The sequence below is a fragment of the Arthrobacter sp. SDR-2R genome (genome assembly GCF_057747955.1).
The window spans coordinates 3,147,256-3,172,083 of record NZ_CM173231.1 but is presented as its reverse complement, the minus strand read 5'-3'; the positions used below and the strand labels follow the sequence as shown (position 1 = coordinate 3,172,083).

At 65.9% G+C, this 24,828-nt stretch carries 24 protein-coding genes; 14 read left to right on the top strand and 10 right to left on the bottom strand.

The features are described from left to right. Positions 1–70 precede the first annotated feature (70 nt). The 6 genes from AC3ANU_RS14650 (at position 71) to dnaE (ending at position 7,078) form a co-directional block, all read left to right on the top strand. The gene (locus AC3ANU_RS14650; protein WP_018771526.1) at positions 71–601 is read left to right on the top strand and encodes a cell division protein SepF; all 531 of its coding nucleotides are present in this window, start codon (positions 71–73) and stop codon (positions 599–601) included. A 134-nt stretch (positions 602–735) separates the two neighbouring features. Then, positions 736–1,023 carry a YggT family protein gene (locus tag AC3ANU_RS14645; protein WP_018771527.1) on the top strand — a complete coding sequence of 96 codons (288 nt, stop codon included), beginning with the start codon at positions 736–738 and terminating at the stop codon, positions 1,021–1,023. A gap of 176 nt (positions 1,024–1,199) precedes the next feature. Next, the gene (locus AC3ANU_RS14640; protein ID WP_056389772.1) at positions 1,200–1,883 is read left to right on the top strand and encodes a DivIVA domain-containing protein; all 684 of its coding nucleotides are present in this window, start codon (positions 1,200–1,202) and stop codon (positions 1,881–1,883) included. A gap of 93 nt (positions 1,884–1,976) precedes the next feature. Next, positions 1,977–2,549, top strand: a complete 573-nt coding sequence (gene lspA, locus AC3ANU_RS14635) for a signal peptidase II (protein WP_056389775.1) — start codon at positions 1,977–1,979, stop codon at positions 2,547–2,549. After that, on the top strand, positions 2,542–3,468 hold the full coding sequence (locus tag AC3ANU_RS14630) for an RluA family pseudouridine synthase (RefSeq protein ID WP_488314776.1): 927 nt from the start codon (positions 2,542–2,544) through the stop codon (positions 3,466–3,468). Before lspA ends, AC3ANU_RS14630 begins: the two co-directional genes overlap by 8 nt. Positions 3,469–3,517: 49 nt before the next feature. Further along, positions 3,518–7,078 (top strand): DNA polymerase III subunit alpha, encoded by a 3,561-nt coding sequence (dnaE, locus tag AC3ANU_RS14625; RefSeq protein WP_018771531.1) that lies wholly within the window; start codon positions 3,518–3,520, stop codon positions 7,076–7,078. Between the two features lie 110 nt (positions 7,079–7,188). Here the strand turns inward: dnaE and AC3ANU_RS14620 are convergent, their stop codons facing one another. After that, positions 7,189–7,689 carry a flavin reductase family protein gene (locus tag AC3ANU_RS14620; RefSeq protein ID WP_018771532.1) on the bottom strand — a complete coding sequence of 167 codons (501 nt, stop codon included), beginning with the start codon at positions 7,687–7,689 and terminating at the stop codon, positions 7,189–7,191. Positions 7,690–7,815: 126 nt separating this feature from the next. Here AC3ANU_RS14620 and AC3ANU_RS14615 point away from each other — a divergent pair, with 126 nt between their 5' ends. The 3 genes from AC3ANU_RS14615 to nrdR all read left to right on the top strand — a co-directional run bounded on the left by AC3ANU_RS14615 (position 7,816) and on the right by nrdR (position 10,358). Continuing rightward, entirely contained in the window at positions 7,816–8,337 is a 522-nt protein-coding gene (locus tag AC3ANU_RS14615) for a hypothetical protein (protein ID WP_056389783.1), read from the top strand. Positions 8,338–8,341: 4 nt separating this feature from the next. Next, the gene (gene hisD, locus AC3ANU_RS14610) at positions 8,342–9,715 is read left to right on the top strand and encodes a histidinol dehydrogenase (RefSeq protein WP_144599607.1); all 1,374 of its coding nucleotides are present in this window, start codon (positions 8,342–8,344) and stop codon (positions 9,713–9,715) included. A 139-nt stretch (positions 9,716–9,854) separates the two neighbouring features. After that, positions 9,855–10,358 carry a transcriptional regulator NrdR gene (nrdR, locus tag AC3ANU_RS14605; RefSeq protein ID WP_018771535.1) on the top strand — a complete coding sequence of 168 codons (504 nt, stop codon included), beginning with the start codon at positions 9,855–9,857 and terminating at the stop codon, positions 10,356–10,358. A 51-nt stretch (positions 10,359–10,409) separates the two neighbouring features. Here nrdR and ppgK read toward each other — a convergent pair whose 3' ends face one another. Both ppgK and map read right to left on the bottom strand, forming a co-directional pair. Continuing rightward, positions 10,410–11,213: a polyphosphate--glucose phosphotransferase gene (gene ppgK / locus AC3ANU_RS14600; RefSeq protein ID WP_018771536.1), complete on the bottom strand. Its 804-nt coding sequence runs from the start codon at positions 11,211–11,213 to the stop codon at positions 10,410–10,412. Positions 11,214–11,321: 108 nt separating this feature from the next. Continuing rightward, a complete protein-coding gene (gene map, locus AC3ANU_RS14595; protein ID WP_018771537.1) occupies positions 11,322–12,200 on the bottom strand; it encodes a type I methionyl aminopeptidase in 879 nt (292 codons plus the stop codon). Positions 12,201–12,322: 122 nt separating this feature from the next. On the opposite strand from map, the gene AC3ANU_RS14590 reads away from it, so the two are divergent. Continuing rightward, positions 12,323–12,487, top strand: coding sequence for an SPOR domain-containing protein (locus AC3ANU_RS14590; protein ID WP_488314775.1), 165 nt, complete (start codon positions 12,323–12,325; stop codon positions 12,485–12,487). A gap of 48 nt (positions 12,488–12,535) precedes the next feature. Here the strand turns inward: AC3ANU_RS14590 and panB are convergent, their stop codons facing one another. Continuing rightward, the gene (panB, locus tag AC3ANU_RS14585) at positions 12,536–13,450 is read right to left on the bottom strand and encodes a 3-methyl-2-oxobutanoate hydroxymethyltransferase (RefSeq protein WP_488314774.1); all 915 of its coding nucleotides are present in this window, start codon (positions 13,448–13,450) and stop codon (positions 12,536–12,538) included. 276 nt (positions 13,451–13,726) lie between these two features. Between panB and glnA (AC3ANU_RS14580) the strand changes: the two genes are divergently transcribed. The 3 genes from glnA (AC3ANU_RS14580) to AC3ANU_RS14570 are packed head-to-tail and all read left to right on the top strand — an operon-like array spanning position 13,727 to position 18,623. Beyond that, positions 13,727–15,067 carry a type I glutamate--ammonia ligase gene (gene glnA / locus AC3ANU_RS14580; protein ID WP_488314773.1) on the top strand — a complete coding sequence of 447 codons (1,341 nt, stop codon included), beginning with the start codon at positions 13,727–13,729 and terminating at the stop codon, positions 15,065–15,067. Between the two features lie 9 nt (positions 15,068–15,076). After that, entirely contained in the window at positions 15,077–18,088 is a 3,012-nt protein-coding gene (locus tag AC3ANU_RS14575) for a bifunctional [glutamine synthetase] adenylyltransferase/[glutamine synthetase]-adenylyl-L-tyrosine phosphorylase (protein ID WP_488314772.1), read from the top strand. Further along, positions 18,078–18,623, top strand: coding sequence for a GNAT family N-acetyltransferase (locus tag AC3ANU_RS14570; protein WP_268002929.1), 546 nt, complete (start codon positions 18,078–18,080; stop codon positions 18,621–18,623). The genes AC3ANU_RS14575 and AC3ANU_RS14570 overlap by 11 nt, the downstream gene beginning before the upstream one ends. Positions 18,624–18,898: 275 nt before the next feature. Here AC3ANU_RS14570 and glnA (AC3ANU_RS14565) read toward each other — a convergent pair whose 3' ends face one another. Next, complete coding sequence (gene glnA, locus AC3ANU_RS14565) at positions 18,899–20,323, bottom strand: type I glutamate--ammonia ligase (protein WP_018771543.1); 1,425 nt, start codon at positions 20,321–20,323, stop codon at positions 18,899–18,901. Between the two features lie 283 nt (positions 20,324–20,606). On the opposite strand from glnA (AC3ANU_RS14565), the gene AC3ANU_RS14560 reads away from it, so the two are divergent. Further along, on the top strand, positions 20,607–21,044 hold the full coding sequence (locus AC3ANU_RS14560) for an RDD family protein (protein ID WP_488314771.1): 438 nt from the start codon (positions 20,607–20,609) through the stop codon (positions 21,042–21,044). 44 nt (positions 21,045–21,088) lie between these two features. Here AC3ANU_RS14560 and AC3ANU_RS14555 read toward each other — a convergent pair whose 3' ends face one another. From AC3ANU_RS14555 to lipB, 5 genes are all read right to left on the bottom strand, one after another. Continuing rightward, the gene (locus AC3ANU_RS14555) at positions 21,089–21,601 is read right to left on the bottom strand and encodes an EamA family transporter (RefSeq protein ID WP_488314770.1); all 513 of its coding nucleotides are present in this window, start codon (positions 21,599–21,601) and stop codon (positions 21,089–21,091) included. 133 nt (positions 21,602–21,734) lie between these two features. Beyond that, positions 21,735–22,088 carry a DUF3817 domain-containing protein gene (locus tag AC3ANU_RS14550; RefSeq protein ID WP_018771546.1) on the bottom strand — a complete coding sequence of 118 codons (354 nt, stop codon included), beginning with the start codon at positions 22,086–22,088 and terminating at the stop codon, positions 21,735–21,737. 160 nt (positions 22,089–22,248) lie between these two features. After that, the gene (locus AC3ANU_RS14545) at positions 22,249–23,001 is read right to left on the bottom strand and encodes a DUF4191 domain-containing protein (RefSeq protein ID WP_018771547.1); all 753 of its coding nucleotides are present in this window, start codon (positions 22,999–23,001) and stop codon (positions 22,249–22,251) included. 86 nt (positions 23,002–23,087) lie between these two features. Beyond that, complete coding sequence (gene lipA, locus AC3ANU_RS14540) at positions 23,088–24,107, bottom strand: lipoyl synthase (RefSeq protein WP_224084417.1); 1,020 nt, start codon at positions 24,105–24,107, stop codon at positions 23,088–23,090. Further along, on the bottom strand, positions 24,104–24,772 hold the full coding sequence (lipB, locus tag AC3ANU_RS14535; RefSeq protein WP_488314769.1) for a lipoyl(octanoyl) transferase LipB: 669 nt from the start codon (positions 24,770–24,772) through the stop codon (positions 24,104–24,106). Before lipB ends, lipA begins: the two co-directional genes overlap by 4 nt. Between the last annotated feature and the right edge of the window lie 56 nt (positions 24,773–24,828).

Sequence of the window (24,828 nt, the reverse complement as noted above, 5' to 3'; positions counted from 1 at the left end):
ATGGGCGGGGGACTCCAGTGCTGTCAAATCATTGGGCGGCCCGCTTACGGGACACGATTAGGAGTCGACCATGGCCGGCGCTCTGCGCAAGACAATGATCTATCTTGGGCTCGCCGACGGCGATGAGCATTACGAGCCCGAGCAAACGACCACACGTAAGGATGAGGACGAACCGATGGAAGTTGACCGCGAGGAACGCCGCGCTCCGGCGCCGGTCCGCGAAGTCAGCCGCGAGGCGTCCTACGCCCCTGAAGAGGAATACCGCGCCCCTGTGACCCCCATTAAGCGTGCGGCTTCCAGCCGCGAAGAGAACACTGGACTTCGCCAGATCACTACCATCCACCCGCGCTCCTACAACGATGCCAAGCTCATCGGTGAGAGTTTCCGGGACGGGATTCCGGTGATCATGAACGTCACGGACATGGGTGAGGCCGATGCCAAGCGCCTGGTGGACTTCTCGGCCGGACTTGTCTTTGGCCTGAGGGGAAGCATTGAGCGGGTGACCAACAAGGTGTTCCTGCTCTCACCGTCCTACGTTGAAGTGATCGGTGACGACAAGAAGGCCAGCGATACGCAGGCCAGTTTTTTCAACCAAAGCTGAGCGCAGAGGCTGCACACAGATGCCAGGCAGGGACACCTGTCTGGCATCTGTGCTGAAATAGACAAGACACCGGCAGTACGATCCCGGCCGCCACGATGGATGGGCCGCACGAACATGGAGATATGAAATAAGTCATGGGAATTGTTTTCGGACTTCTCTATCTCGCCCTGCTGCTGTTCTTTGTCGCCCTCATCATCCGCCTGGTGTTCGACTGGGTGCAGATGTTTGCCAGGGACTGGCGGCCCCGGGGCGCGGCTCTGGTGGTGGCGCACGCCGTGTATTCCATTACCGACCCGCCGCTGAAGGGCCTGCGGCGCATGATTCCGCCGCTCCGGCTCGGCGGCGTCTCCCTGGACCTGGGCTTCCTGATCCTGTTCATCGGCGTCAGCATTGCGATGAGCGTCACCAGGGGACTGGCCTGATTTACCCACCAGGGCCGGGCAATGCAAGGTGTTCCCCCCGGGAACAGCTAGTGTAAAGCGAAGAAACCTCGCGTTTGACACCGCAGTGTTGAATTAGAGTAAGCAGACCAAATTTAGGTACCGTAGTTTTGACGGCCGGAAGGCCTACTGACTAACCAGACCAGTGAGGTGACCAGATGGCTTTGACGCCAGAAGACGTTGTCAACAAGCGCTTTCAGCCCACCAAGTTCCGCGAGGGCTATGACCAGGACGAGGTTGACGACTTCCTGGACGAAATCGTCGTTGAACTCCGCCGCCTGAACCAGGAAAACGACGAGCTCCGCAAGAAGCTCGCCGAAGCAGGTTCGAGTGTTCCGGCCAGCTCAGCTGCCGCCCCCGTGGTGGAGAAGGTCCCCGCGCCGGTCAAGGCCGACAAGGACGAGGCCCGTGAAAAGGCTGAGGCCGAGGCGAAGGCTGCCGAAGCCAAGAAGAAGGACATCCAGCCGGCTGCCCCGGCTGCCGCCGCACCGGCCGCCCCTGCAGGCGTGGCCACTCCTTCCGCTGAATCCGCTGCCGGCCTGCTGGCCATGGCGCAGCAGATGCACGACCGCCACGTCGCCGACGGCCAGGCCCAGAAGGACAAGATCATCGCCGAAGCGCAGATCGAAGCCAGCAGCCTCGTCAACGACGCCCAGGAGAAGTCCCGCAAGATCCTCGGCGCGCTGGAGCAGCAGCGGTCCGTCCTGGAACGCAAGGTGGAGCAGCTCCGCGGCTTCGAACGCGACTACCGTTCACGCCTGAAGGCCTACATCGAGGGCCAGCTCCGCGACCTGGATGCCCGCGGCTCAGTAGCGACCCCGGAAGTCAGCGAAGCCAACTAAGTCTGGCAGCACGTATTCTGAAAGCCGGTGGCTGAGGATTCCTCGGCCACCGGCTTTTGGCATTGAGACCCAGCACCACGAATTGAAAGCACCATGACTGACGAACTCGCTGCGGATGCGGCACGCCCTGTCCCACCCTCACCACGCCCGCGCCGGGCAGTGCTGCTGTCCCTGTTCGCCGGGTTCGCGGTTTTCGCCTACGTCCTGGACCAGCTGACCAAACTCTGGGTCACTTCCACCATGGTGGAAGGGGAGCGGATTCCCGTCCTGCCGCCCCTCCTGCACTGGTACTTCATCCGGAATTCGGGTGCTGCGTTTTCCATTGGTGAGAATGTCACGTGGGTGTTTTCCATCATCATGGCCGCCGTGGCCGTCGCCATCCTTTTCCAGGTGCGCAGGCTGGGTTCTGCGTGGTGGTCCCTTGCCTTGGGTTTGCTGCTCGGCGGGGCCCTGGGCAACCTCACCGACCGGCTCTTCCGCGAACCGTCCTTCGGCATGGGCCACGTGGTGGACTTCATCCAGCTGCCCAATTTCGCCATCTTCAACATCGCCGACTCGGCCGTCGTCTCCGCCGTCGCCATCATCTGCCTCCTGACCATCCGCGGAATCGCGCTGGACGGAACCCGGCTGGGGAACGCGCACAAGGAAAAGACCGCCCATGACTGAGCGCGTTGTGGTGGCTGACGAATACGGCGGGACGCGGGCTGACGCCGGGCTGGCCGGCCTTTTGGGGGTATCCCGTTCCGTGGCCGCGTCCCTGCTGGCGGAGGGCCACGTCCTGAACCGGGGCAAGGCATTGGGAAAGTCGGCAAAACTCGTGGCCGGGGACGTCCTGGACGTCACCGTCCCGGAGCGGCGTGACCCGCTGGAAGTCGTGGAGGAGATTGTGGAAGGCCTGAACATCCTGCTCGACGACGACGATTTCGTCGTCGTCGACAAACCCGTGGGCGTGGCCGCCCATCCCTCGCCCGGCTGGGTGGGGCCCACAGTGGTAGGCGGCCTGGCCGCCGCCGGGTACCGCATCTCCACGTCGGGTGCCCCGGAGCGGGCAGGAATCGTCCACCGCCTCGACGTCGGGACCTCCGGCGTGATGGTCGTGGCCAAGTCCGAGCGGGCCTACACAGCCCTGAAACGCGCCTTCAAGGAGCGCACGGTGGACAAGGTCTACCACGCGGTGGTGCAGGGCCTTCCCGATCCCCTGACCGGGACCATCGACGCCCCCATCGGACGCCACCCCGGGCATGACTGGCGTTTTGCCGTCATCGAGGATGGCCGCCCCTCGGTGACCCATTACGAGGTCCTGGAGGCATTCGGCAAGGCCAGCCTGGTGGAGGTCCACCTTGAAACCGGGCGGACCCACCAGATCCGGGTCCACTTCTCCGCACTCCGCCACCCCTGCGCCGGCGACCTCACGTACGGCGCCGACCCCCGCCTTGCCGCCACCCTTGGGCTTACCCGCCAGTGGCTGCACGCCCGCGCACTGTCATTCGACCACCCCGTGACGGGGGAGCGTGTCACGGTCGCCAGCGACTACCCCCAGGACCTGGCTTACGCACTGGAAGTACTCGAATCGGGACAGGCCTGACACGGGCCTCCTGGCGGAGCAGCAAAGCGGCAGCGCTTAGAATGGTGCGGTGAGTTCCAGCAAAGATTCGTTTGTCCACCTGCACACCCACACCGAATATTCCATGCTGGATGGAGCTGCCCGGCTGGGGGAGCTGTTCGACGAAACCGAGCGCCTGGGCATGCCTGCCCTCGCCACGACGGACCACGGCTACCTGTTCGGTGCCTTCGATTTCTGGCGAAAGGCCACGGACAAGGGCATCAAGCCGATCATCGGCGTCGAGGCGTACGTAACCCCCGGCACCGCCCGGACGGACAAGGAACGCGTCCGGTGGGGCGACGAATCCCAGCGCAAGGACGACGTCTCCGGCGGTGGGTCCTACACCCACATGACGCTGCTGAGCTACAACAACGTGGGCATGCGGAACCTGTTCCGGGCCTCGTCCATCGCCTCGCTTGACTCGGTGTTCGGCAAGTGGCCCCGGCTGGACCGCGAACTGCTGAACACCTACTCGGAAGGGCTGATCGCCACCACCGGATGCCCCTCCGGTGAGGTCCAGACCCGGCTCCGGCTCGGCCAGTACCGCGAAGCCCTGGAAGCAGCGGCCGAATTCCGGGACATCTTCGGCGCGGACAACTACTTCTGCGAACTGATGGACCACGGGCTGGACATTGAACGGCGCGTCACCGGTGACCTGCTGCGGCTGGCCAAGGACCTGAACCTGCCGCTGGTGGCCACCAATGACCTCCACTACACCCACGAGCACGACGCCAAGGCACACGAGGCGCTGCTGGCCATCCAGTCCGGCTCCACGCTGCTGGAACCCACCTATGACAACGGCGGTTCGCGGTTCGCGTTCTCCGGCAGCGGCTACTACCTCAAATCCCCCCAGGAGATGCGGGAGCTCTTCCGCGACCATCCGGAGGCATGCGACAACACCCTGCTCATCGCCGAGCGCTGCGAGGTGTCCTTCAACACGGATGCCAACTACATGCCGCGGTTCCCCTGCCCGCCCGGCGAGGACGAAACCTCCTGGCTGGTCAAGGAAGTGGACAAGGGCCTGAAGTACCGTTACCCGGGCGGCATACCGGACGAGGTCCGCAAGCAGGCCGACTACGAGCTCGGCGTCATCACCTCCATGGGCTTCCCGGGCTACTTCCTGGTGGTTGCCGACTTCATCAACTGGGCCAAGAACAACGGCATCCGGGTGGGCCCCGGGCGTGGTTCGGGTGCAGGCTCGATGGTGGCCTACGCCATGCGCATCACCGACCTCGACCCCCTGCGCCACGGACTGATCTTCGAACGGTTCCTCAACCCGGACCGCGTCTCCATGCCCGACTTCGACGTCGACTTCGATGACCGGCGCCGTTCCGAGGTCATCGACTATGTGACCCGGAAGTACGGCGACGAGCGCGTGGCCATGATCGTCACGTACGGCACCATCAAGACCAAGCAGGCCCTCAAGGACTCCTCCCGTGTCCTTGGCTACCCCTTCAGCATGGGCGAGCAGCTGACCAAGGCACTGCCGCCGGCCGTGATGGCAAAGGACATCCCGCTGGCGGACATCCAGAACCCGGAAGCCAAGCGTTACAGCGAGGCGGGGGACTTCCGGCAGCTCATTGCCACCGACCCCGAAGCCGCCAAGGTTTTCGAGACGGCCCTGGGCATTGAAGGCCTGAAGCGGCAGTGGGGCGTGCACGCGGCCGGCGTGATCATGTCCTCCGACCCGATCATCGACGTCATCCCCATCATGCGCCGTTTCCAGGACGGCCAGGTGATCACCCAGTTCGACTATCCCACGTCCGAGGGCCTTGGCCTGATCAAGATGGACTTCCTGGGCCTGCGGAACCTGACGATCATTTCCGATGCCCTTGAGAACATCAAGATGAACCGGGGCATCGAGCTGGACCTGGAAAACCTCGAGCTGGACGATGCCGAGTCCTATGAACTCCTGGCCCGCGGCGACACCCTGGGTGTCTTCCAGCTCGATGGCGGTCCCATGCGGTCGCTGCTCAAGCTCATGAAGCCTGACAACTTCGAAGACATTTCCGCCGTCCTGGCGCTCTACCGTCCGGGCCCCATGGGCGCCAACGCGCACACCGACTACGCGCTGCGCAAGAACGGGATCCAGGAAGTGATCCCCATCCATCCGGAACTCGAGGAACCCCTCAAGGAAATCCTCGGCGGCACCTATGGCCTGATTGTGTACCAGGAGCAGGTCATGGCCGTGGCCCAGAAGCTGGCAGGCTATTCCCTGGGCCAGGCGGACATCCTCCGCCGCGCCATGGGCAAGAAGAAGAAGTCCGAGCTGGACAAGCAGTTTGCGGGCTTCTCCCAGGGCATGCAGGACAACGGCTACTCCATGGAGGCCGTCAAGACCCTCTGGGACATCCTGCTGCCCTTCTCCGACTACGCCTTCAACAAGGCGCACTCCGCCGCGTACGGCGTGATCTCCTACTGGACCGCGTACCTCAAGGCGCACTATGCGCCGGAATACATGGCGGCCCTGCTGACCTCGGTGGGCGATGACAAGGACAAATCGGCCATCTACCTCAACGAGTGCCGGCGCATGGGCATCACGGTCCTTCCGCCGGACGTCAACGAGTCTGCCCTGAACTTCACTCCGGTGGGAAACGACATCCGCTTTGGCATGGGTGCCATCCGCAATGTGGGCGTCAACGCCGTCGAGGCCATGGTGGCCGCCCGCGAAAGCGAGGGCGCCTTCACCTCGTTCAAGGACTACCTGATGAAGGTGCCGGCCGTGGTCTGCAACAAGCGGACCATCGAATCTCTCATCAAGTCGGGGGCGTTCGACTCACTGGGCCACCACCGCCGTGCCCTGGCAATGATCCATGAAGAGGCGATCGACTCCGTCATCACCCTCAAGCGCAACGAGGCCATTGGCCAGTTCGACCTTTTCGCCGGATTCGAGGAAGCGGGTTCGGAGTCGTCCTCCCTGAGCATCGAGATTCCGGACCTGCCCGAGTGGGAGAAGAAGGACAAGCTCTCCTTCGAGCGGGACATGCTGGGACTCTACGTGTCGGACCATCCGCTGCAGGGCCTCGAGGGACTTCTGGCCCAGCACGCCGAGATGAGCATCACCACTATTCTGGGCGAGGACGGTCCGCAGGACGGCGCCATCATCACCATCGCGGGCATGATCACGTCGCTGAGCCGGCGCATCGCCAAAGCCAGCGGCAACGCTTACGCCCGGGCGGAGGTCGAAGACCTGGGCGGCTCGATCGAGGTCATGTTCTTCGGGCAGGTTTACGGGCCCATCGCCTCCGTCCTCGCCGAGGACCTGATCGTGGTGGTCAAGGGCCGGCTGCAGAAGCGCGACGACGGCGCCATCACCCTGAACTGCATGGAGTTGTCCGTCCCGGACCTCAGCGAAGGGCTGAACGGGCCCCTGGTGATCACCATGCCCACCCACAAGGCCACCGAGGCCGTGGTCACCGAGCTGGGCGATGTGCTGCGCACCCACCGGGGCAATTCGGAGGTGCGGCTGCACCTGCAGGGAGACACCCGCACGGAAATCATGGGCCTGCCGGTCCACCTCCGCGTCAACCCCAGCCCGTCGCTGTTCGGCGACCTGAAGGTCCTGCTGGGCCCCGCCTGCCTGGACGCCTGACCCCTGCCTGGACGCCTGACAAAGGAACAGCCGACGGCGGCCGGCACCTGCCGCCGTCGTGCCCTGCCCGGGTGCGTGGCTGGGGGCGGGGGTGGGGCTGCGTGCCGCGCCTAGATTTCGTAATCCAGCGGCATGGGCTGCCCGTAGGCGCCGCCGTGGTACAGCAGGGGTGATCCCTCGCCGCCCACCTGGCCGTCCACCACCTGGACCACCACCACCGCGTTGTTCTCGAAGGAGAGCCGCATCTGCACCTCGCCGATCAGCCACCCTGCGACGTCCTTCAGAATGGGCACACCGTGCGGACCGATCTCCCAGTGGTTGCCTTCGAAGCGGTTGCCCGGGCGGGCAAAGCGGGCGGCCAGTTCCTGGTTCTCCAGCCCCAGCATGTGCACACCCAGGTACTGGGTGTTGGCCACGGCCGGCCAGGACCTTGAACTGCGTGCCATGTTGAACGTGAACCGGGGCGGCTTGGCGGACAGCGACGCCACCGAGGTGGCGGTGAAGCCGTAGGGCTCGTCCTGGTAGTTCACGGTGATGATGGCAACGCCCGCGGCGTGGCGGCGGAACATCTCCCTGAACGTCTGCTCGAACGGCTCGCTGCTGTCGGTCACCGGAACTCCTGCACTAAGTGGTGTAACTCTTCCTCCAAGCCTATTGGCCCGCGGCCGGGGCGGAGAACAGCCGCACGCACTGCGTGGCCGGATCACCTGGCAGGAACCTTTGTTAAGGTGTGATGCATGACAAACTCCGCACGGCGGCTGCCCTGGTCCCTGCTGCTGGTTCCGGCGGCGGCCGGAATTCCGGCAGGCATCCTGTGGTGGCTCCTGGCGCCGGGCGGATTGAACCTGGTTACACGGGATCCCGCCCTGGCGTCGGGCACGGTTCCCCTGGTGTGGCTTCCGCGCGACCTCACCCTGGCAGGGATCCTGGTGCTGGCCGGTTGCCTCCTGGCCGTGTTCCTGGCGGATGGCAGGCGTGCGGACCCGCAGGCGGCCCTGCTGACCGGCCTTGCCGGAGCGCTGGCAGGGAGTGTACTCGCCTGGGGGACCGGGGTTTTTGCAGGCCGGCTCTTGGGACCTGCTGTTGATGCGTCGGCGAACGCCAGCATCGCCTTTTCCCTCCGGGCGTGGCCGGTGCTGCTGCTGTGGCCTGCCGCCACGGCAATGTCGGTCTTCGTGCTGGAACTGTTCGGCGGGGCGGGCAGGAAGCCCCGGGAGAAGGGGACGGAACAGGCAGGCGCGAACAGCCCCGTAAAATAGTCCGGTGACCACTTTCCCGGAGTTTCCCGCCCCCGCGGCAGCCGCCGTCGATTTCCGCACCGTCGACCTTCGCGGCCGCAACCTGACGCTCGCAGCCCTGCGCGCCGCCGTTCCCCGGGCCAAGGGCCAGACCGTGGCGGATGCCGAAGAAAAGGTCCTGGAGATCATCTCCGCCGTCCGGCAGCGCGGCTTTGCGGCGCTGGCGGACTTGGCGGAAAGGTTCGACGGCGTGGCCCAGGACCACCCGCTGGTCCCCAGGGAGGCGATTGACGCAGCGCTGGCCCAGTTGGAACCGGAGGTGCGGGCCGCGCTGGAGGAATCGATCAGCCGGGCACGGAAATTCGCTGACGCCCAGCGCCCCCGCAACGTGGACGTCGAACTTGGCGACGGCGCCGTCGTCAGCCAGAACTGGGTCCCCGTGGCGCGGGTGGGGCTGTACGTTCCCGGCGGCCTTGCCGTGTATCCCTCATCGGTGATCATGAACGTCGTGCCCGCACTCGCGGCAGGCGTGGAATCCGTTGCCCTGGCCTCACCGCCGCAGAAGGAGTTCGGCGGCCTGCCGCACCCCACCATCCTGGCCGCAGCGGCGCTGCTGGGCGTCACCGAGGTCTATGCCATCGGCGGTGCGCAGGCCATCGCCGCCTTCGCGTACGGCGTCGAAGCCTCACCGGCCGGTCCCGCGCTGGAGCCCGTCGATGTGGTGACAGGGCCCGGGAACATCTTCGTCGCCACGGCCAAACGGCTGGTCAAGGGCGTTGTTGGAATCGACTCCGAGGCGGGAACCACGGAAATCGCCATCCTGGCAGACGACTCCGCCCAGCCGGCGCTGGTTGCCGCAGACCTGCTCAGCCAGGCCGAGCACGATCCCAAGGCCGCATCGGTCCTGATCACCGATTCGGAAGAGCTGGCCGCGGCCGTGCGCGCTGAACTGGAGCTTCAGGCCGCTGCAACCAAACACTCGGCCAGGGTCCGGGAGGCGCTGTCCGGCCCGCAGTCCGGCGTCGTGCTGGTGGACGGACTGGAGCAGGGGATCGCTGCCTGCGACGCCTACGCCGCCGAGCACCTGGAAATCATGACCCGCGATGCCGCAGCCGTGGCTGCACGGATCCGCAATGCGGGGGCAATCTTCGTCGGCGACTACAGCCCGGTGAGCCTGGGCGACTACTGCGCAGGCTCCAACCACGTGCTGCCCACCAGCGGCACCGCCGCCTTTTCCTCGGGCCTGAACGTCACCACCTTCCTGCGCGCCATCCAGGTGGTCAACTACAGCCGGGAAGCCCTGGCCGAGGTCAGCGGGCACATCGTGAGCCTGTCCCGGGCCGAGGACCTTCCCGCCCACGGCGACGCCGTCACGGTGCGGTTCCCCGGCCAGGGGTGACACCACTACATGTAGTAATTACAGGATTGTTATTACCCCACATGTGCCCGTAAACTGGGAGGCGCCACAGCATTGCCCCCGGCGGTGCTGATGGCTTCCAAGGAATCTTGCACACCACAAGCGAAAAGGGGGGAACGACATGTACTGCCCGTTCTGCCGCAACCCCGATTCCCGCGTGGTGGACAGCCGGATGGCGGATGACGGTTCAGCCATCCGCCGGCGCCGGCAGTGCCCCGAATGCGGCCGCCGGTTCACCACCGTCGAAACAACCAGCCTCTCCGTGATCAAGCGGTCCGGGGTGGGCGAACCCTTCAGCCGCAGCAAGGTCATCAACGGAGTCCGCAAGGCCTGCCAGGGGCGCCCCGTGAGCGAGGATGACCTCGCCATGCTGGCCCAGGAAGTCGAAGAACAAATCCGGGCGTCCGGTGCCGCCGAAATCGATGCCCACGAGGTGGGCCTGGTGATCCTTGGACCACTGCAGAAACTCGACAAGGTGGCGTACCTGCGGTTTGCCAGCGTGTACCAGGCATTCGAGTCCCTTGAGGATTTCGAAACTGCTATCGCCCTGCTCCGCCACGAGGCCGAAGAGGACGCCAAAGGCCCGGCCGGCAACGCCAAGAGCTCCGAGAAGAGCCCCCTCTAGACTCCGGTGGCGGCAGCGGAGGGGAAGCCGCAGCCGCCACCGGCACCACTCCTACTTGGCCAGCTTGTGCTTCAGGGCGATTTCCAGGGCGGCGCCCACAATGCCTGCCTCGTTGCGCAGGACAGCCGGGACAATCGGGGTGCGGAGCTTGAGGTTGGGAAGGTACTCGTCCGCGCGCTTCGAGATTCCGCCGCCCACGATGAACAGTTCCGGCGAGAACAGGAACTCCACGTGGGAGAAGTAGCGCTGAAGCAGCACGCTGTACTCGTCCCATGACAGCCCGTCCCGTTCCCGGGCCACAGCGGATGCCTTGGATTCGGCGTCGAAGCCGTCAATTTCAAGGTGGCCCAGCTCGGCGTTGGGGACCAGTTTGCCGTCGAAGATGAAGGCCGAACCGATGCCTGTACCGAGGGTGATGACCAGGACCGTGCCGGACACGCCGGCGCCGGCACCGTAGCGTGCTTCGGCCAGGCCGGCGGCGTCGGCGTCGTTGATGACCTCCACGGGACGGCCCAGCCGCGCGGTAAGGAGGGCATCGATGTCGGTGTCCAGCCAGCTTTTGTCCACGTTGGCGGCCGAATGGACCACGCCGTGCTGGATGATCCCCGGGAACGTCACGCCCACGGGAGAGCCGGCTTCAGGAGCCTCGGGGCGCGCAGAAAGCTCGGCCACCACCAGGGCCACGGCCTCGGCCACAGCCTCCGGGGTGGCGGGCTGGGGCGTGGGCACACGGAAGCGCTCACCCAGGAGCTTGCCCTTCTTCAGGTCGACAATGCCGCCCTTGATGCCCGTGCCACCGATGTCGATGCCGATCAGCGGTGCGTTCTTGTGCGGTTTTTCGTCCTTCTTGGCCAATGGGATTCCGTTCGTGTGACAGGGGCGGGCAGGAAAAGGGGCCGCTTGCGCGGCCGGTAACAGGTGTCCGGTCTGCGCCGGCAGCATGCCCGTGCGGGCATGGCCGGGTTACGGGAGGGTGAGGATTTCGGCGCCGGTCTCGGTGACCAGCAGGGTGTGCTCGAACTGTGCGGTGCGCCGACGGTCCCGGGTGACCACGGTCCAGTCGTCGCTCCACATGTCCCACTCCACGGTGCCCAGGGTGAGCATCGGTTCGATGGTGAACACCATGCCGGCCTCGATCACCGTGTTGTACGCAGGCGCGGCATCATAGTGCGGAATGATCAGCCCGGTGTGGAATGCCTCGCCAACCCCGTGGCCGGTGAAGTCGCGCACCACGCCGTAGCCGAACCGCTTGGCGTAGGACTGGATGGCACGGCCAATGACGTTGATCTCGCGTCCGGGCGCCACGGCCTTGATGGCGCGGTTCAGCGACTCCCTGGTGCGCTCCACCAGCAGCCGTGATTCCTCGTCAACGTCCCCCACCAGGAAGGTGAAGTTCGTGTCGCCGTGGACGCCGTTGATGTAGGCAGTGATGTCGATGTTCAGGATGTCGCCGTCCTGGACCACCGTGCTGTCCGGAATGCCATGGCAAATGACCTCGTTCAAGGACGAGCAGAGCGATTTGGGGAATCCGCGGTAACCGAGCGTGGACGGGTAGGCGTTGTGGTCCAGCAGGAACTCATGGCCCACCTTGTCCAGCTCATCCGTGGTGACGCCCGGCTGGATGTGCCTGCCCACTTCAACGATGGCCTGGGCCGCGATCCTGCTGGCAATCCGGATCTTCTCGATGGTCTCCGCGGATTTGACCTCGGAACCGGTGAACTTGGCCGGGGCGGGCTTGCCGACATACTCCGGACGGGGGATGGACGCCGGGACGGGACGCTGCGGACTCACGGTACCCGGGGTCAGGGTGCCAATGGGTGCAGTCGAGGCAAGGGAAGGCATAGATTGATCATATAAGGCACCACAGAACGCTTAACAACCGACAAGCGGCGGAGGGCACGCGTAAGTGTTTGTGTTACGTGGATCACCCCCGGCTTTCCCTGTCGCCGGAACGAGGAGCAACGATGACTGAGTACTGGTTCAACATCAAGACCCACGAGGTGGAAGAGGACCGGATGTCGGACTGGAGCCAGCTCATTGGGCCCTACCAGACCCGGGCGGAAGCCGAACACGCCCTGGAAAAGGTCAAAGCGCGCAACGAGGCCTGGGAAAAGGACGACGACGACTGACCCGTTGGGTGCGTCCGGCCTCGCTGCAGCCGGCTTACCCGGGCGGGTTTAGAACGAGTGCTCCGGGCCGGGGAACTGGCCTGACCGGACGTCCTCGCCATAGGCGGTGGCGGCGTCGAGCAATGTGCTGCGCAGGTCCGCGTACTGCTTGACGAACTTGGCCATCCGGCCGCCCCGCAGGCCGGCCATGTCCTGCCACACGAGCACCTGGCCGGTCGTCGCCTTGCCGGCACCGATGCCAACCGTGGGAACGCTCACTGCCGCGTCGACCGCCGCCGCTGTTTCGGCAGGCACCATCTCCATCAGCACGCAGAACGCCCCGGCGTCCGCCAGCGCGACGGCGTCGTCAATCAGGCGCCGGGCATCGTCGCCGCGGCCCTGGACACGGTACCCGCCCAGGGCGTGTTCGCTTTGGGGGGTGAAGCCGATATGGGCCATGACCGGAATGCCTGCCTGCACCATGGCCCGGACCGTTGGAGCGTAGTACTTCCCGCCCTCGATCTTCACGGCGTGGGCCAGCCCTTCCTTCAGGAAACGGACACCGGCGGCCACGGCCTGTTCGGCGCTGACCTCGTAGCTGCCGAACGGAAGGTCCGCCACCACCAGGGCGCGTTTGGCGGTCCTGGCGACGGCCCGGCACAGGGGGAGCAGTTCGTCCACGGTCACCGGAAGGCTGGTCTCGTTGCCGAACACGTTGTTCGACGCCGAATCGCCAACCAGGAGCACCTCGATGCCGGCTGCGTCAAAGATCTCGGCCGTGTATTGCTCGTACGCGGTAAGCATGGCGAACTTGGTGCCGTCGTTCTTGGCCTGCTTCAGGTGGTGGATGCGGACCTTTGCCGGCTTCCGTTCCGCCGGGGCCGGGGCCGCAGCCGCGGCCGCGGCCGGTGTGCCCGGGCCGCTTCCGTAAGGTGCGGGTACTTCTGCGGACGCGCTGGAGTCGGAGCTCTTGCTGGAGGCCATGGGATGAGCGTAGTGCGGTACCCGGCGTCCTAGCTACCGCGGGCGGCGCCGGTCAAAGGTGATTAGCGTCATAGCGGCGCTTTGGACGGGCGCCAAAGGGCGCTGGAGACCCGGGCGGGCGGCGGCCTGGGCGGCCGAACAGGTTAATGCTGTGTTACGCACGGCGCAGGCTCAAGCATCGGCGCCGAATGATTAGTACAGTGATGATGAACTGCTGCCGGCTTTCCCCTTTGCGCGGGCCCCGGAGCATGAACGTTGACCGGAGAAGAGGCCATCATGGACCGCCAGCAAGAATTTGTCCTGCGCACGATCGAAGAGCGCGACGTACGTTTCGTGCGGCTGTGGTTCACCGACGTCGTGGGTTCGCTGAAGTCCGTGGCGCTGGCGCCGGCGGAAGTCGAGGGAGCGTTCGAGGAAGGCCTCGGCTTCGACGGTTCCTCCATTGAGGGCCTGGCCCGCGTCTTCGAATCGGACATGCTGCTGCAGCCGGACCCGGCAACCTTCCAGATCCTGCCGTGGCGCGGCGAGACGGAGCAGACCTCACGCATGTTCTGCGACATCCTGACTCCCGACGGCGAGCCCTCCACCGCTGATCCGCGCAACGTCCTCAAGCGGACCCTTGCCAAGGCCGCGGACATGGGCTTCACCTGCTACACGCATCCCGAGATCGAGTTCTACCTGCTCAAGTCCCAGGAGCCGGGTCCGGACGGCGCACCCGTGCCGGTGGATGAGGGCGGCTACTTCGACCACGTTCCCGGCGGCGTGGCCCAGGACTTCCGCCGCACCGCCGTCACCATGCTGGAATCGGTGGGAATCTCGGTGGAGTTCAGCCATCACGAAGGCGGTCCCGGCCAGAACGAGATCGACCTTCGCTACGCCGACGCACTGCAGACCGCGGACAACATCATGACGTTCCGCACGGTCATCAAGGAGGTGGCCCTGCAGCAGGGAACCTACGCCACCTTCATGCCCAAGCCGTTCACCGACCACCCCGGTTCCGGAATGCATACGCACTTCTCGCTGTTCGAGGGGGACAGCAATGCGTTCTTCGAGGCAGGTGCCGAGTTCCAGCTGTCCAAGACGGCCCGCCAGTACATTGCCGGCATCCTCAAGCACGCCCCCGAGTTCACGGCAGTCACTAACCAGTTCGTCAACTCCTACAAGCGCCTGTGGGGCGGCGGCGAGGCTCCCAGCTACCTGAGCTGGGGGCATAACAACCGTTCCGCCCTGGTCCGCGTGCCGCTGTACAAGCCGGGCAAGGGCCAGTCCGCCCGCATCGAGTACCGCGGCATCGATTCCGCGGCCAACCCCTACCTTGCCTATGCCGTCCTGCTCGGTGCAGGGCTGAAGGGCATTGAGGAAGGCTACGAGCTGCCGGCAGCCGCTGAGGACGACGTCTGGTCGCTCAGCTCGGCCGAGCGCCGCGCCATGGGCCACGATCCGCTGCCGGCAAGCCTGCACGACGCCATCCGCTCCATGGAGGACTCGGAGCTGATGCCGCAGATCCTGGGCGAGCAGGTCTACGAGCACTTCCTGCGCAACAAGCGCGCCGAATGGCAGGATTATCGGCTGCAGGTGACGCCCTACGAGCTGCAGCGCAACCTCGGCATCCTCTAGGTGCCAGGCGTGAGCCTGGCACGCCGCCTGATCGCGGCCGGATTCAGCGACCTGGAGAAGGGCGAACGGTTCCTTTCCGCGCGCGAACTCGAGGGCCTGGACCAGGACAGGCTCTTTGCCGGGCTGCACCTTGCGGCCAGTCCGGATACCGCGCTGCAGTCCCTGGTCCGGCTGATCGAAAAGCACCCGCAGCTGCGGGAGCTGGCGGACGCCGAGCCGGAGGCCAGCGAACCGATGTACCGGGTCCTGGGGGCCTCGGAGGCTTTGGGGGAGTTCCTCATCCGGCACCCCGAGCACCTGGAGGCCTTCGAGGTCCGCGCCAGTCCCGAGCCACTGCCGGCCAACCCGGGGCTGTTGCGCGCCACGCTCCTGCAATCCGTGGGGGCCGACCCCCGGGCGGCCCGTCCCGTGGCCGCCGTTACCGGCGTGGACGCCTATGCCGCCCTGCGCACCGCCTACCGGCGGGGACTTGTCGATCTCGCCGTCAAGGACCTGTGCGCCGCGGATCCGCTGGACTTCCTGCCATCGGTGGGCGGTGAACTGGCGGACCTTGCCGCTGCCGCCATCGAGGCTGCCCTCGCCGTCTCCCGGGCCGAGGCCGCGGACCAGCACAGCGCTGCCGATGTGGCCGACGTCGGCCTTGCGGTGATCGGCATGGGCAAATGCGGCGCCCGGGAGCTGAACTACATCTCCGACGTCGACGTCATCTACGTGGTGGACGCCGGCAGCCTGGAGGACGCCCACGCCAACACCATCGGCACGGCACTGGCGAGCGGGATCTCGCGGGCCATTTCATCAGTGGCCAGGGAGCCGGGACTTTGGGAGGTGGACGCGAACCTGCGGCCCGAAGGCAAATCGGGGCCGCTGGTCCGCACCCTCGCCTCCCACGAGACTTACTACGCCAGGTGGGCGGAAAGCTGGGAATTCCAGGCGCTCCTCAAAGCCCGTGCCATCGCCGGTGATGCCGCCCTGGGCCGCGCCTACGAGGACGCCGTGGCGCCGCTGATCTGGAACTCGGCCGGCCGCGAGGGCTTTGTCGAGTCCGTCCAGGCGATGCGCCGCCGGGTCACCGAGCACATCCCGGCCGCCGAGGAGCAGCGCCAGATCAAGCTGGGGCGGGGCGGCCTGCGTGACGTCGAATTCACTGTCCAGCTGCTCCAGCTGGTGCACGGCAAGGCGGATGAGACATTACGACGGCGGGACACCACCTCCGCGATCGCCGCGCTGTCAGCCGGAGGGTACATCGGCCGTTCCGACGCTGCCGCCTTCGACAACGCCTACCGCTACCTCCGGCTGCTGGAACACCGGATCCAGCTGTTCCAGCTGCGCCGCACCCACCTGATGCCCGTGGCGGAGCCTGCGCTGCGCTCACTGGCCAAAGCCGTGCTGGGCCCCTTCTCCAACGAGCGGCCCAGCCCGGACTCCCTGCTGTCCGCATGGCAGCGCACCAAGCGTTCCGTCCGTGAACTGCACGAGCGCATCTTCTACCGGCCGCTGCTGAACACCGCGGCCAAGCTCAGCAGCGAGGACGCCAGGCTCACGCCCGAGGCAGCGCAGGGACGGCTGGCTGCCCTCGGCTACCGGGACCCCCAGGGGGCAATGCGCCACATTGAGGCGTTGACGGCCGGGGTAAGCCGCCGGGCCGCCCTGCAGCGCCAGCTCCTGCCCATCCTGCTGGACTGGCTCGCGGAAGGCGTGGACCCGGATGCCGGCCTTCTTGCCTTCCGCCGCGTCAGCGAGGCCCTGGGCACCACGCACTGGTACCTGGGCATGCTCCGGGACTCCAACGCCGCGGCCGAGCGCCTGTGCCACATGCTCTCCAATTCGCGGCTGATCGCAGACCTCCTGGAAGTTTCGCCGGAATCCGTCGCCTGGCTGGGACAGGACAAGGACCTGGTGCCGCTGGGCTTCGAGGCCCAGTGGCAGGAAATCACCGCGAAGATGGCACGGCACGCGGACCCGGAAAGCGCCATGCGCCTGATCCGCCTGATCCGGCGGCGCGAAATCCTGCGCATCGCCATCGCTGATTCCGCCGGCCTCCTGGACCAGGAACGGGTAGGCGGGGCGCTGGCCGACACGGACCGCGCCGCCGTCCTGGGTGCCCTGCGGGTGGCAGAAGGCATTGTCTCCGCCGGCGGCCCGCTCAAGACCACGGTGCTGGTGGTGGCCATGGGCCGCCAGGGCGGCCGCGAGATCGGCTACGGGTCCGACGCCGACGTCATGTACGTCCACCGCGCACTGCCGGGCTTCTCCGAAGCGGAGGCGCAGGAACAGGCCGCCCGCATCGTTGCCAAGGTATCCAGCCTGCTCACGCAGCCGCTGAAGCCTGCCATCATGGCGGAACGTGTCCTGCAGATGGACGCCGACCTCAGGCCCGAGGGCAAGAACGGGGCCATGGTGCGCTCCCTGGACTCGTTCGCCGAGTACTACCGCCGCTGGTCCCTGATCTGGGAAGCGCAGGCCCTGCTGCGGGCACGCCCCATGGCCGGCGATGACGCCCTGGCCGCTGACTTCATCAGGCTCATCGATCCCATCCGGTACCCGGAGTCCGTCTCGGAGCAGGACGTGCGCGAAATCAGGCGCGTCAAGGCGCGGGTGGAGTCCGAACGGCTGCCGCGCGGCGCCGACCCCGCACGCCACCTCAAACTGGGCCGCGGCGGCCTCAGCGACGTCGAGTGGCTGGTGCAGCTGCTGCAGCTCCAGCACGCCGGTAAGCATCCGGAGCTCCGGACCACCTCCACCCTGGAGGCCCTGGCAGCCGCGGCGGAACTGGGCCTGTTGGACGGCGCCGATGCCCGGCTCCTCGCCGAGGCTTGGCGGCTTGCCAGCCGTATCCGGTCAGCCAATGTCATCTGGAGCGGCAAGGCCTCGGACGTCCTGCCCTCCTCGCGCCGCGATCTCGAAGCTGTGGCCCGCTGGTGCGGCTATGAACCGGGCCGCGCCGCCGCGCTGGAGGAGGACTACCTGAGGGTGAGCCGTCGGGCCAGGGCAGTCTTTGAACGCCTCTTCTATGGGCACTGAACCAGCGCCGTGGGTCTGGCTGGTCCCGCTGCGGGACCTTGATTCGGACGCCCGCGCCATCCAGTTGGGCGCCATCGCGGAAATGTCGCTGGTGCCGGGCCAGGACCGCTTCGTCGGCGACCCGCTGCGGATGGCCCTTGCGGGACTGGCGGAAGAATCACGACGGCCGTACGTGGTCGAGGCCGGAGGCAGCGCCGTCGGCCTGTTGACCTTGCAGTCCGGGGCGGCAACGCTTGCAGGCTGGCCTGACGACCACTCAGCATGGCTGCTGCGCGGGTTCCTCATCGACCGGCCCCACCAGGGCAGGGGCATGGGCACGCTCGCTGCCGCCGCCGCTGTGGAGGCCGGACGCAAGCTCACCGCGCGGCACCAAACTGGCGAGTCCGGCGTCGTACTGTCCGTCAACCAGGAAAACCCTGCGGGCCTGTCCGCCTACCGCCGCGCCGGCTTCGTCGACTCGGGACCGTATACCGGCGGGCCGGCAGGGCCCCAACGAACCATGTTCCGCAGCTTTTCGGCAACGGTACCGGCGTAACTCTCCGTACCGGCATTGCGCTTAGCAAGCGTTTGCCCGATCATGTGGATTGGCGGTGTTCTCCAACCTTGTTGGGGGGAAGGCTGGACAGTCTTCGTTCCGGGGGGCATTCGTCAGGGGGGCCGGCTCCCGGTCTCAGCACGTCTGGAGCCGGGCCCCCGCCTAACAGCTGCCGCCCGTGCCACTGAAGGAACGGGCAACGCAAAAGGCGGCCACCGGTTCATCACCGGTGGCCGCCTTTTACTGTTCAGGATTCCTGCTGGGCAGGGCTGGAACTAGACGCCGTAGTAGAGCTCGAACTCGTAGGGGTTCGGGCGCAGGGACAGCGGGCGGATCTCGTTTTCGTACTTGTACTCGATCCAGGTGTCAATCAGGTCCTGGGTGAAGACGCCACCGGCCTGCAGGAACTCGTTGTCCTCGCGCAGGGCCTCCAGTGCTTCCTCCAGGGTGCCCGGAGCCTTGGGGATGTCCTTGGCTTCCTCGGCAGGGAGCTCGTAGAGGTCCTTGTCGATCGGAGCCGGCGGCTCGATGCGGTTGCGGATGCCGTCAATGCCGGCCATCAGCTGCGCAGCGAACGCCAGGTACGGGTTGGAGGAGGGGTCCGGAGCGCGGAACTCGATGCGCTTGGCCTTCGGGTTGGAACCGGTGATGGGGATACGGATACCGGCAGAGCGGTTGCCCTGGGAGTACACCATGTTGACCGGAGCCTCGAAGCCCTTGACCAGGCGGCGGTAGGAGTTCACCGTGGGGTTGGTGAAGGCCAGGACGGCGGAGGCGTGCTTGAGCAGGCCACCGATGTACCAGCGGGCGGTGTCGGACAGGCCGGCGTAGCCCTTCTCGTCGTAGAACAGCGGCTCGCCACCGTTCCAGAGCGACTGGTGGCAGTGCATGCCGGAGCCGTTGTCACCGAAGACCGGCTTCGGCATGAAGGTGACCGACTTGCCCCACGCGTCAGCGGTGTTCTTGATGACGTACTTGAACTTCTGCAGGTCATCCGCAGCGTGGGTCAGGGTGGTGAACTTGTAGTTGATCTCAGCCTGGCCGGCGGAGCCAACTTCGTGGTGGCTGCGCTCGACCTCGAGGCCGGCTTCGTCCAGGGCAACACACATGGCGTCGCGCAGGTCAGCCTGCTTGTCCTGGGGAGCAACCGGGAAGTAACCGCCCTTGACGGCCGTCTTGTAGCCGAGGTTGCCGCCTTCTTCCTCGCGGCCGGTGTTCCAGTAGGCTTCCTCGGAATCGATCTTGTAGAAGCTGCCCTGCGGGGAGGACTGGTACTGGACGTTGTCGAACACGAAGAACTCAGCTTCGGGGGCGAAGAACGCGGTGTCGGCGATGCCGGTGGAAGCCAGGTAGGCCTCAGCCTTCTCGGCTACGCCGCGGGGATCGCGGTGGTACGGGTCTCCGGTGCGCGGGTTGACGATCGAGAAGTTCAGCGCGAGGGTCTTCTCCATGCGGAAGGTGTCCAGGAACGCGGTGGTGACGTCCGGGATCAGCTGCATGTCAGATTCGGCGATGCCCTGGAAGCCACGGATGGAGGAACCGTCGAAGAGCTGGCCGTTGACGAAGAAATCAGCGTCAACACTCTTGGCGGGGACGTTGAAGTGCTGCTGGACGCCCGGAAGATCGGTGAAGCGGATATCGACGAACTTTACATCTTCGTCCTTGATGAACTTGAGGACTTCGTCCGCAGTCTTGAACATCTATGCTCCTAACGCATATGTAAATATCTGGCATGCAAGCCACATGATCCAGCGCAATCCAAAAGCAGGGAGAACGCGGGGTTTTCCCTGCTGCGTACCTGCCGGGGGATTGCTTGAAACTGCTAACAGACTATGGATGCGGCATTTCCCGTCCGTGTCCGCTTTGTTTCGGGCAGGTTACAGAATGCCCTGCTATGACCACGCTATCTTCCGTCCACACTGTGGTCGAGTCCTATCCACACTGTGGGCGCGCCGCCGTGCCGGGGATCGGTAAGCTTGGACGGTGGTAGATCGCAAAGACATTGGGTCCTGGCTCAGCGGACCGGACACCTCCGGTATTTCCAAATATCCGGGGGAGCGGCTGGGCCTTCCGGAGTCCGGTCCGGGCTCCATTGCCCGGGCGGGCCGCAGGATCGCAGCAATCTGCATCGACTGGGGGATCGCCCTGCTGATCAGCAACTTTGCCTTTGCCGGTGACTCCTGGGCCACCCTGGCGGTCTTCGCGATTGAGCAGATCCTGCTGGTGGGAACACTCGGATACAGCATCGGGCACCGGGTCATGGGCATCGCCGTGGTGAAGCCGGGAGGCGGCACCCCCGGACCCCTCGCGGCCCTGGTGAGGGCCGCGCTGCTCTGCCTGGTCATCCCCGCCGTGATCTCTGATCCGGATCAGCGCGGCCTTCACGACAAGGCAATGAACACGCTCCTCATCCGCCGCTGAGCACCGCGTGCCCCTTCTGCGCGTCCGCCGATTCCCTTAGCCGTTCACTTTCCGGTCCTTGCGCGCTGCCGGCGGAGGGCCGGCGCGTTGGTGATGACCACGCCGCCGATCACGATGGCGCCGCCCACCAGTTGCGCCGCTGTATGGACGTGCCCGGCGAGGATGGTGAGGACTGCTGTGAAGACCGTGATGAGGTTGAGGAACACCCCTGCGCCACCGGTGGGCAGGACCGTCAGGGCGCGGTTCCAGAGCAGGTAGGACAGCACCGACGGGAAGACGGCGATAAACAGCAGGGACGCCAGCGCGCTGCCGGTTGAGGGGAGGGCCAGTCCGCCTGTCAGGAAGCGGACCGGGGCCAGCAGGGCCACCGCTGCCGCTGCCTGGACAGCTGTGGCCGTGATCGGCGGGATTTTGGGGGCCAGGCGGCCGATGACTGTGTACGCCGTCCAGACAACCACGGCGCCCACCATCAGGACTTCGCCGGTCCCGAAACCGGCGGAGAGCAGCCTGCCGGCATCCCCTCCGCTGATCACGATCAGGACGCCGGCCAGGGCCAACAGGACGCAGGAGGGAGAGGACCGCGACCATTCGCTTACGGCCCTGGGCGCGTGGGGAGGACGGCCCTCCCTTGGCTGACGGCTGTGCCTGCAGTCCTGCATCAGAGGAGTCCACGGTCAGTGATGCGTCCGCCTACGCCCGGCTGGACGCAAGTTCAGCGGCAGGCGCTTCTGCCCCCGGGGCGCTGAGGAAACCGCGCCGTCCGGCCCAGCGCTCAAAAAGGAGGGTGGCGAACGGGAAGACGGCGGAGACGCCCGCCAGCAGAGCCACCATGAAGGGCCAGCGCTGCACCCGCCACAGCATCAGCGCGGCAACCCCATAGCCGACAAACAGCGCGCCGTGCACAGGTCCCGCCACCTGGACGCCAAGCTCAGTGGTTCCGGCGATCCATTTGAAGTACATCCCGGCCAGGAGCGCGGCCCAACTGCAGGCCTCGGCCACTGCGAGGATACGGAAGGCGCGGATCACGGTTGTCCTGGGGTTCATGGTCACGTCCTGTCATGGGTGGATGTCTGGGTCCGGCAGTGGGGGAAGGGGTGCGCCGTTAAGGCGCGCAGGCGGTTTAGGCTAGCGGTTCAGGCAAGCGGTTGGGGCGCAAGAAAAAACGCCCCGGCCGGCAGTGCCGGTACCGGGGCGTTCCCACCAGCTAGCGTCCGCGGTTGGGACGGGCCTTGTAGGGATCGATGCCCTTGGGAATGGGAAGCCGGGTACCCATCGAGGCGATGCGCTTGGACACGGTGCTGACTTCCAGCTTGGTCAGTTCATTCTTCATCTTGCCCATGTGCTTGGCCACCTGGCTCAGCGGCACCTGGCCTTCGCCGTGCCCGGTCTGGATGGTGTGCACAGGAACGTTGGGCAGGATGCGCGCCAGGCGCTTGCGCTCAGCATCGAGCAGCGGCTTCACGCGGTGGGCGGGGCCTTCACTGACAAGGACGACGCCGGGCCGGCCCACGGCGCGGAACACGGCATCCTGCGTGCGCGGATTGACCGCCACGGGCTGTTCCTCGGTGATCCAGCCACGGCGGAGCGTGCCCAGGGCAGCGCCGGAGGCGCCGGGCTGGTTTTCGATCTGTGCAAAGGCGGCGCGTTCGGCCCGGCGGGACAGGATGAAGGTGGCCGCCAGCAGGCCCAGCGGAATGCCGATGATCAGGCCGGTAATCCAGTTGTCCAGCCAGAAGCCCACCAGGAAGCTCACCGCCACAACGCCCAGGAACGCCAGCAGCATCAGCCACGGAACCATGGGGTCGTGGCGGCGGGTCATGGTGAAGACCTCGCCGATCTGCTTAAGCCTGCTGGGCTTCTTGGCCTTTGCTTCCTTCGGCTTGCGCGTGAAGAGGCCGCGCTTCACCGCGCTTGAGCCAGACGGGGTGGAGTTGCTGGAGTCAGGGGATTTCGCCATAGTGCCTCAATTCTACGTGACAAAAGCCAAGGGCCGGACGCTGGAATCTTCCGGCGTCCGGCCCTTGGCCAGTTCATGGCAGGAGGTCAGGAATGTGCTGCCAGGAGGGTGGCGGCTTCCTGGCGGGTGGTGCCGGAGTCCTGGATGCCGTCGGCGATGTGGGCGAGTTCGGCGGGGATGTCGCGGCCTTTTTTGCGCATGGCGGTGGCCCAGAGCCGCCCGGCGCGGTAGGAGGAGCGGACCAGGGGGCCGGACATGACGCCGAGGAAGCCGATTTCCTGGGCTTCGTGCTGGAGGTCCACGAATTCCTGGGGTTTGACCCAGCGGTCCACGGGCAGGTGCCGTTCGGAGGGGCGCAGGTACTGGGTGATGGTGATCAGGTCGCAGCCGGCGGCGTGGAGGTCGCGGAGTGCTTCGCTGATTTCTTCGCGGGTTTCGCCCATGCCCAGGATGAGGTTGGACTTGGTGACCATGCCCAGGTTCCGGCCCTGGGTGATGACGTCCAGGGAGCGGTCGTAGCGGAACGCGGGGCGGATCCGCTTGAAGATCCGGGGCACGGTTTCCACGTTGTGCGCGAAGACCTCGGGGGCGGAGTCGCAGATGGCCTTGATGTGCTCGGGTTTGCCGGAGAAGTCCGGGATGAGCAGTTCCACGCCGGTGCCGGGGTTCAGTTCGTGGATTTTGCGGACGGTTTCGGCGTAGAGCCAGACGCCTTCGTCTTCCAGGTCGTCGCGGGCGACGCCGGTGACGGTGGCGTAGCGCAGCTGCATGGATTGGACGGAGCGGGCCACCTTGGTGGGTTCGAACCGGTCCAGGGGTGAGGGTTTGCCGGTGTCGATCTGGCAGAAGTCGCAGCGGCGGGTGCATTCGGAGCCGCCGATCAGGAAGGTGGCTTCCTTGTCTTCCCAGCATTCGAAGATGTTGGGGCAGCCGGCCTCTTCGCAGACGGTGTGCAGGCCTTCCTTTTTCACCAGGTTCTTGAGTTGGACGAATTCCGGGCCCATCTGGACCTTGGCCTTGATCCACTCCGGTTTGCGTTCCACCGGGACCGCAGCGTTGCGCTGCTCAATCCGCAGCATCTTCCGGCCTTCAGGTGCCAATGTCACAGTAGAGCTCCTTCAGGGCTCGAAACCAATGCTTCTTCATGCTTGTGGAATTCCTCCACGAAACGGTCCACGATATCCGCGGGCCGAATGTCCCGGCCTGTTTCCAGGGACATGGTGGTCACGCCGGCGTCGGTGATGCCGCAGGCGATGATCTGGCCGTAGGGTGCCAGGTCGTTGCTGCAGTTGATGGCAATGCCGTGCATGGTGACGCCGTTCAGGACCCGGATGCCGATCGCCGCGATCTTGCGGTCGGGGCCCTTGGCGTCAGCCTTGATCCACACGCCGGCCCGGCCCTTGATGCGTTCGGCCTTGATGCCATAGTCCGCCATGACCGTGATCATGATGTCTTCCAGCCGCTCCACGTAATCCCGGATGCCTGCGCGGTTCCTAAGCTTCAGGATGGGGTAGGCAATCAGCTGGCCCGGCCCGTGCCAGGTGAGTTTGCCGCCACGGTCCACCGCAACCACCGGCGTACCGTCAAACGGCCGCTCATGGTCCTCGGTCAGCTTGCCGGCCGTGTAGACGGCGGCGTGCTCCAGAAGCAGGACTGTGCTGGGTGCAGCTCCGGCGACAACCTTGTCATGGAGTTCGCGCTGGGCGTCCCAGCCTTCCATGTAGTCAACGAAGTCAGGGGCAAGACCCAGCTGTGAAAACTCAAGAGTCATGGCATCCAGCTTAGACCCCGCAGCCGCACCGGCCCGGTTTAGTGTCCAAGCTCACC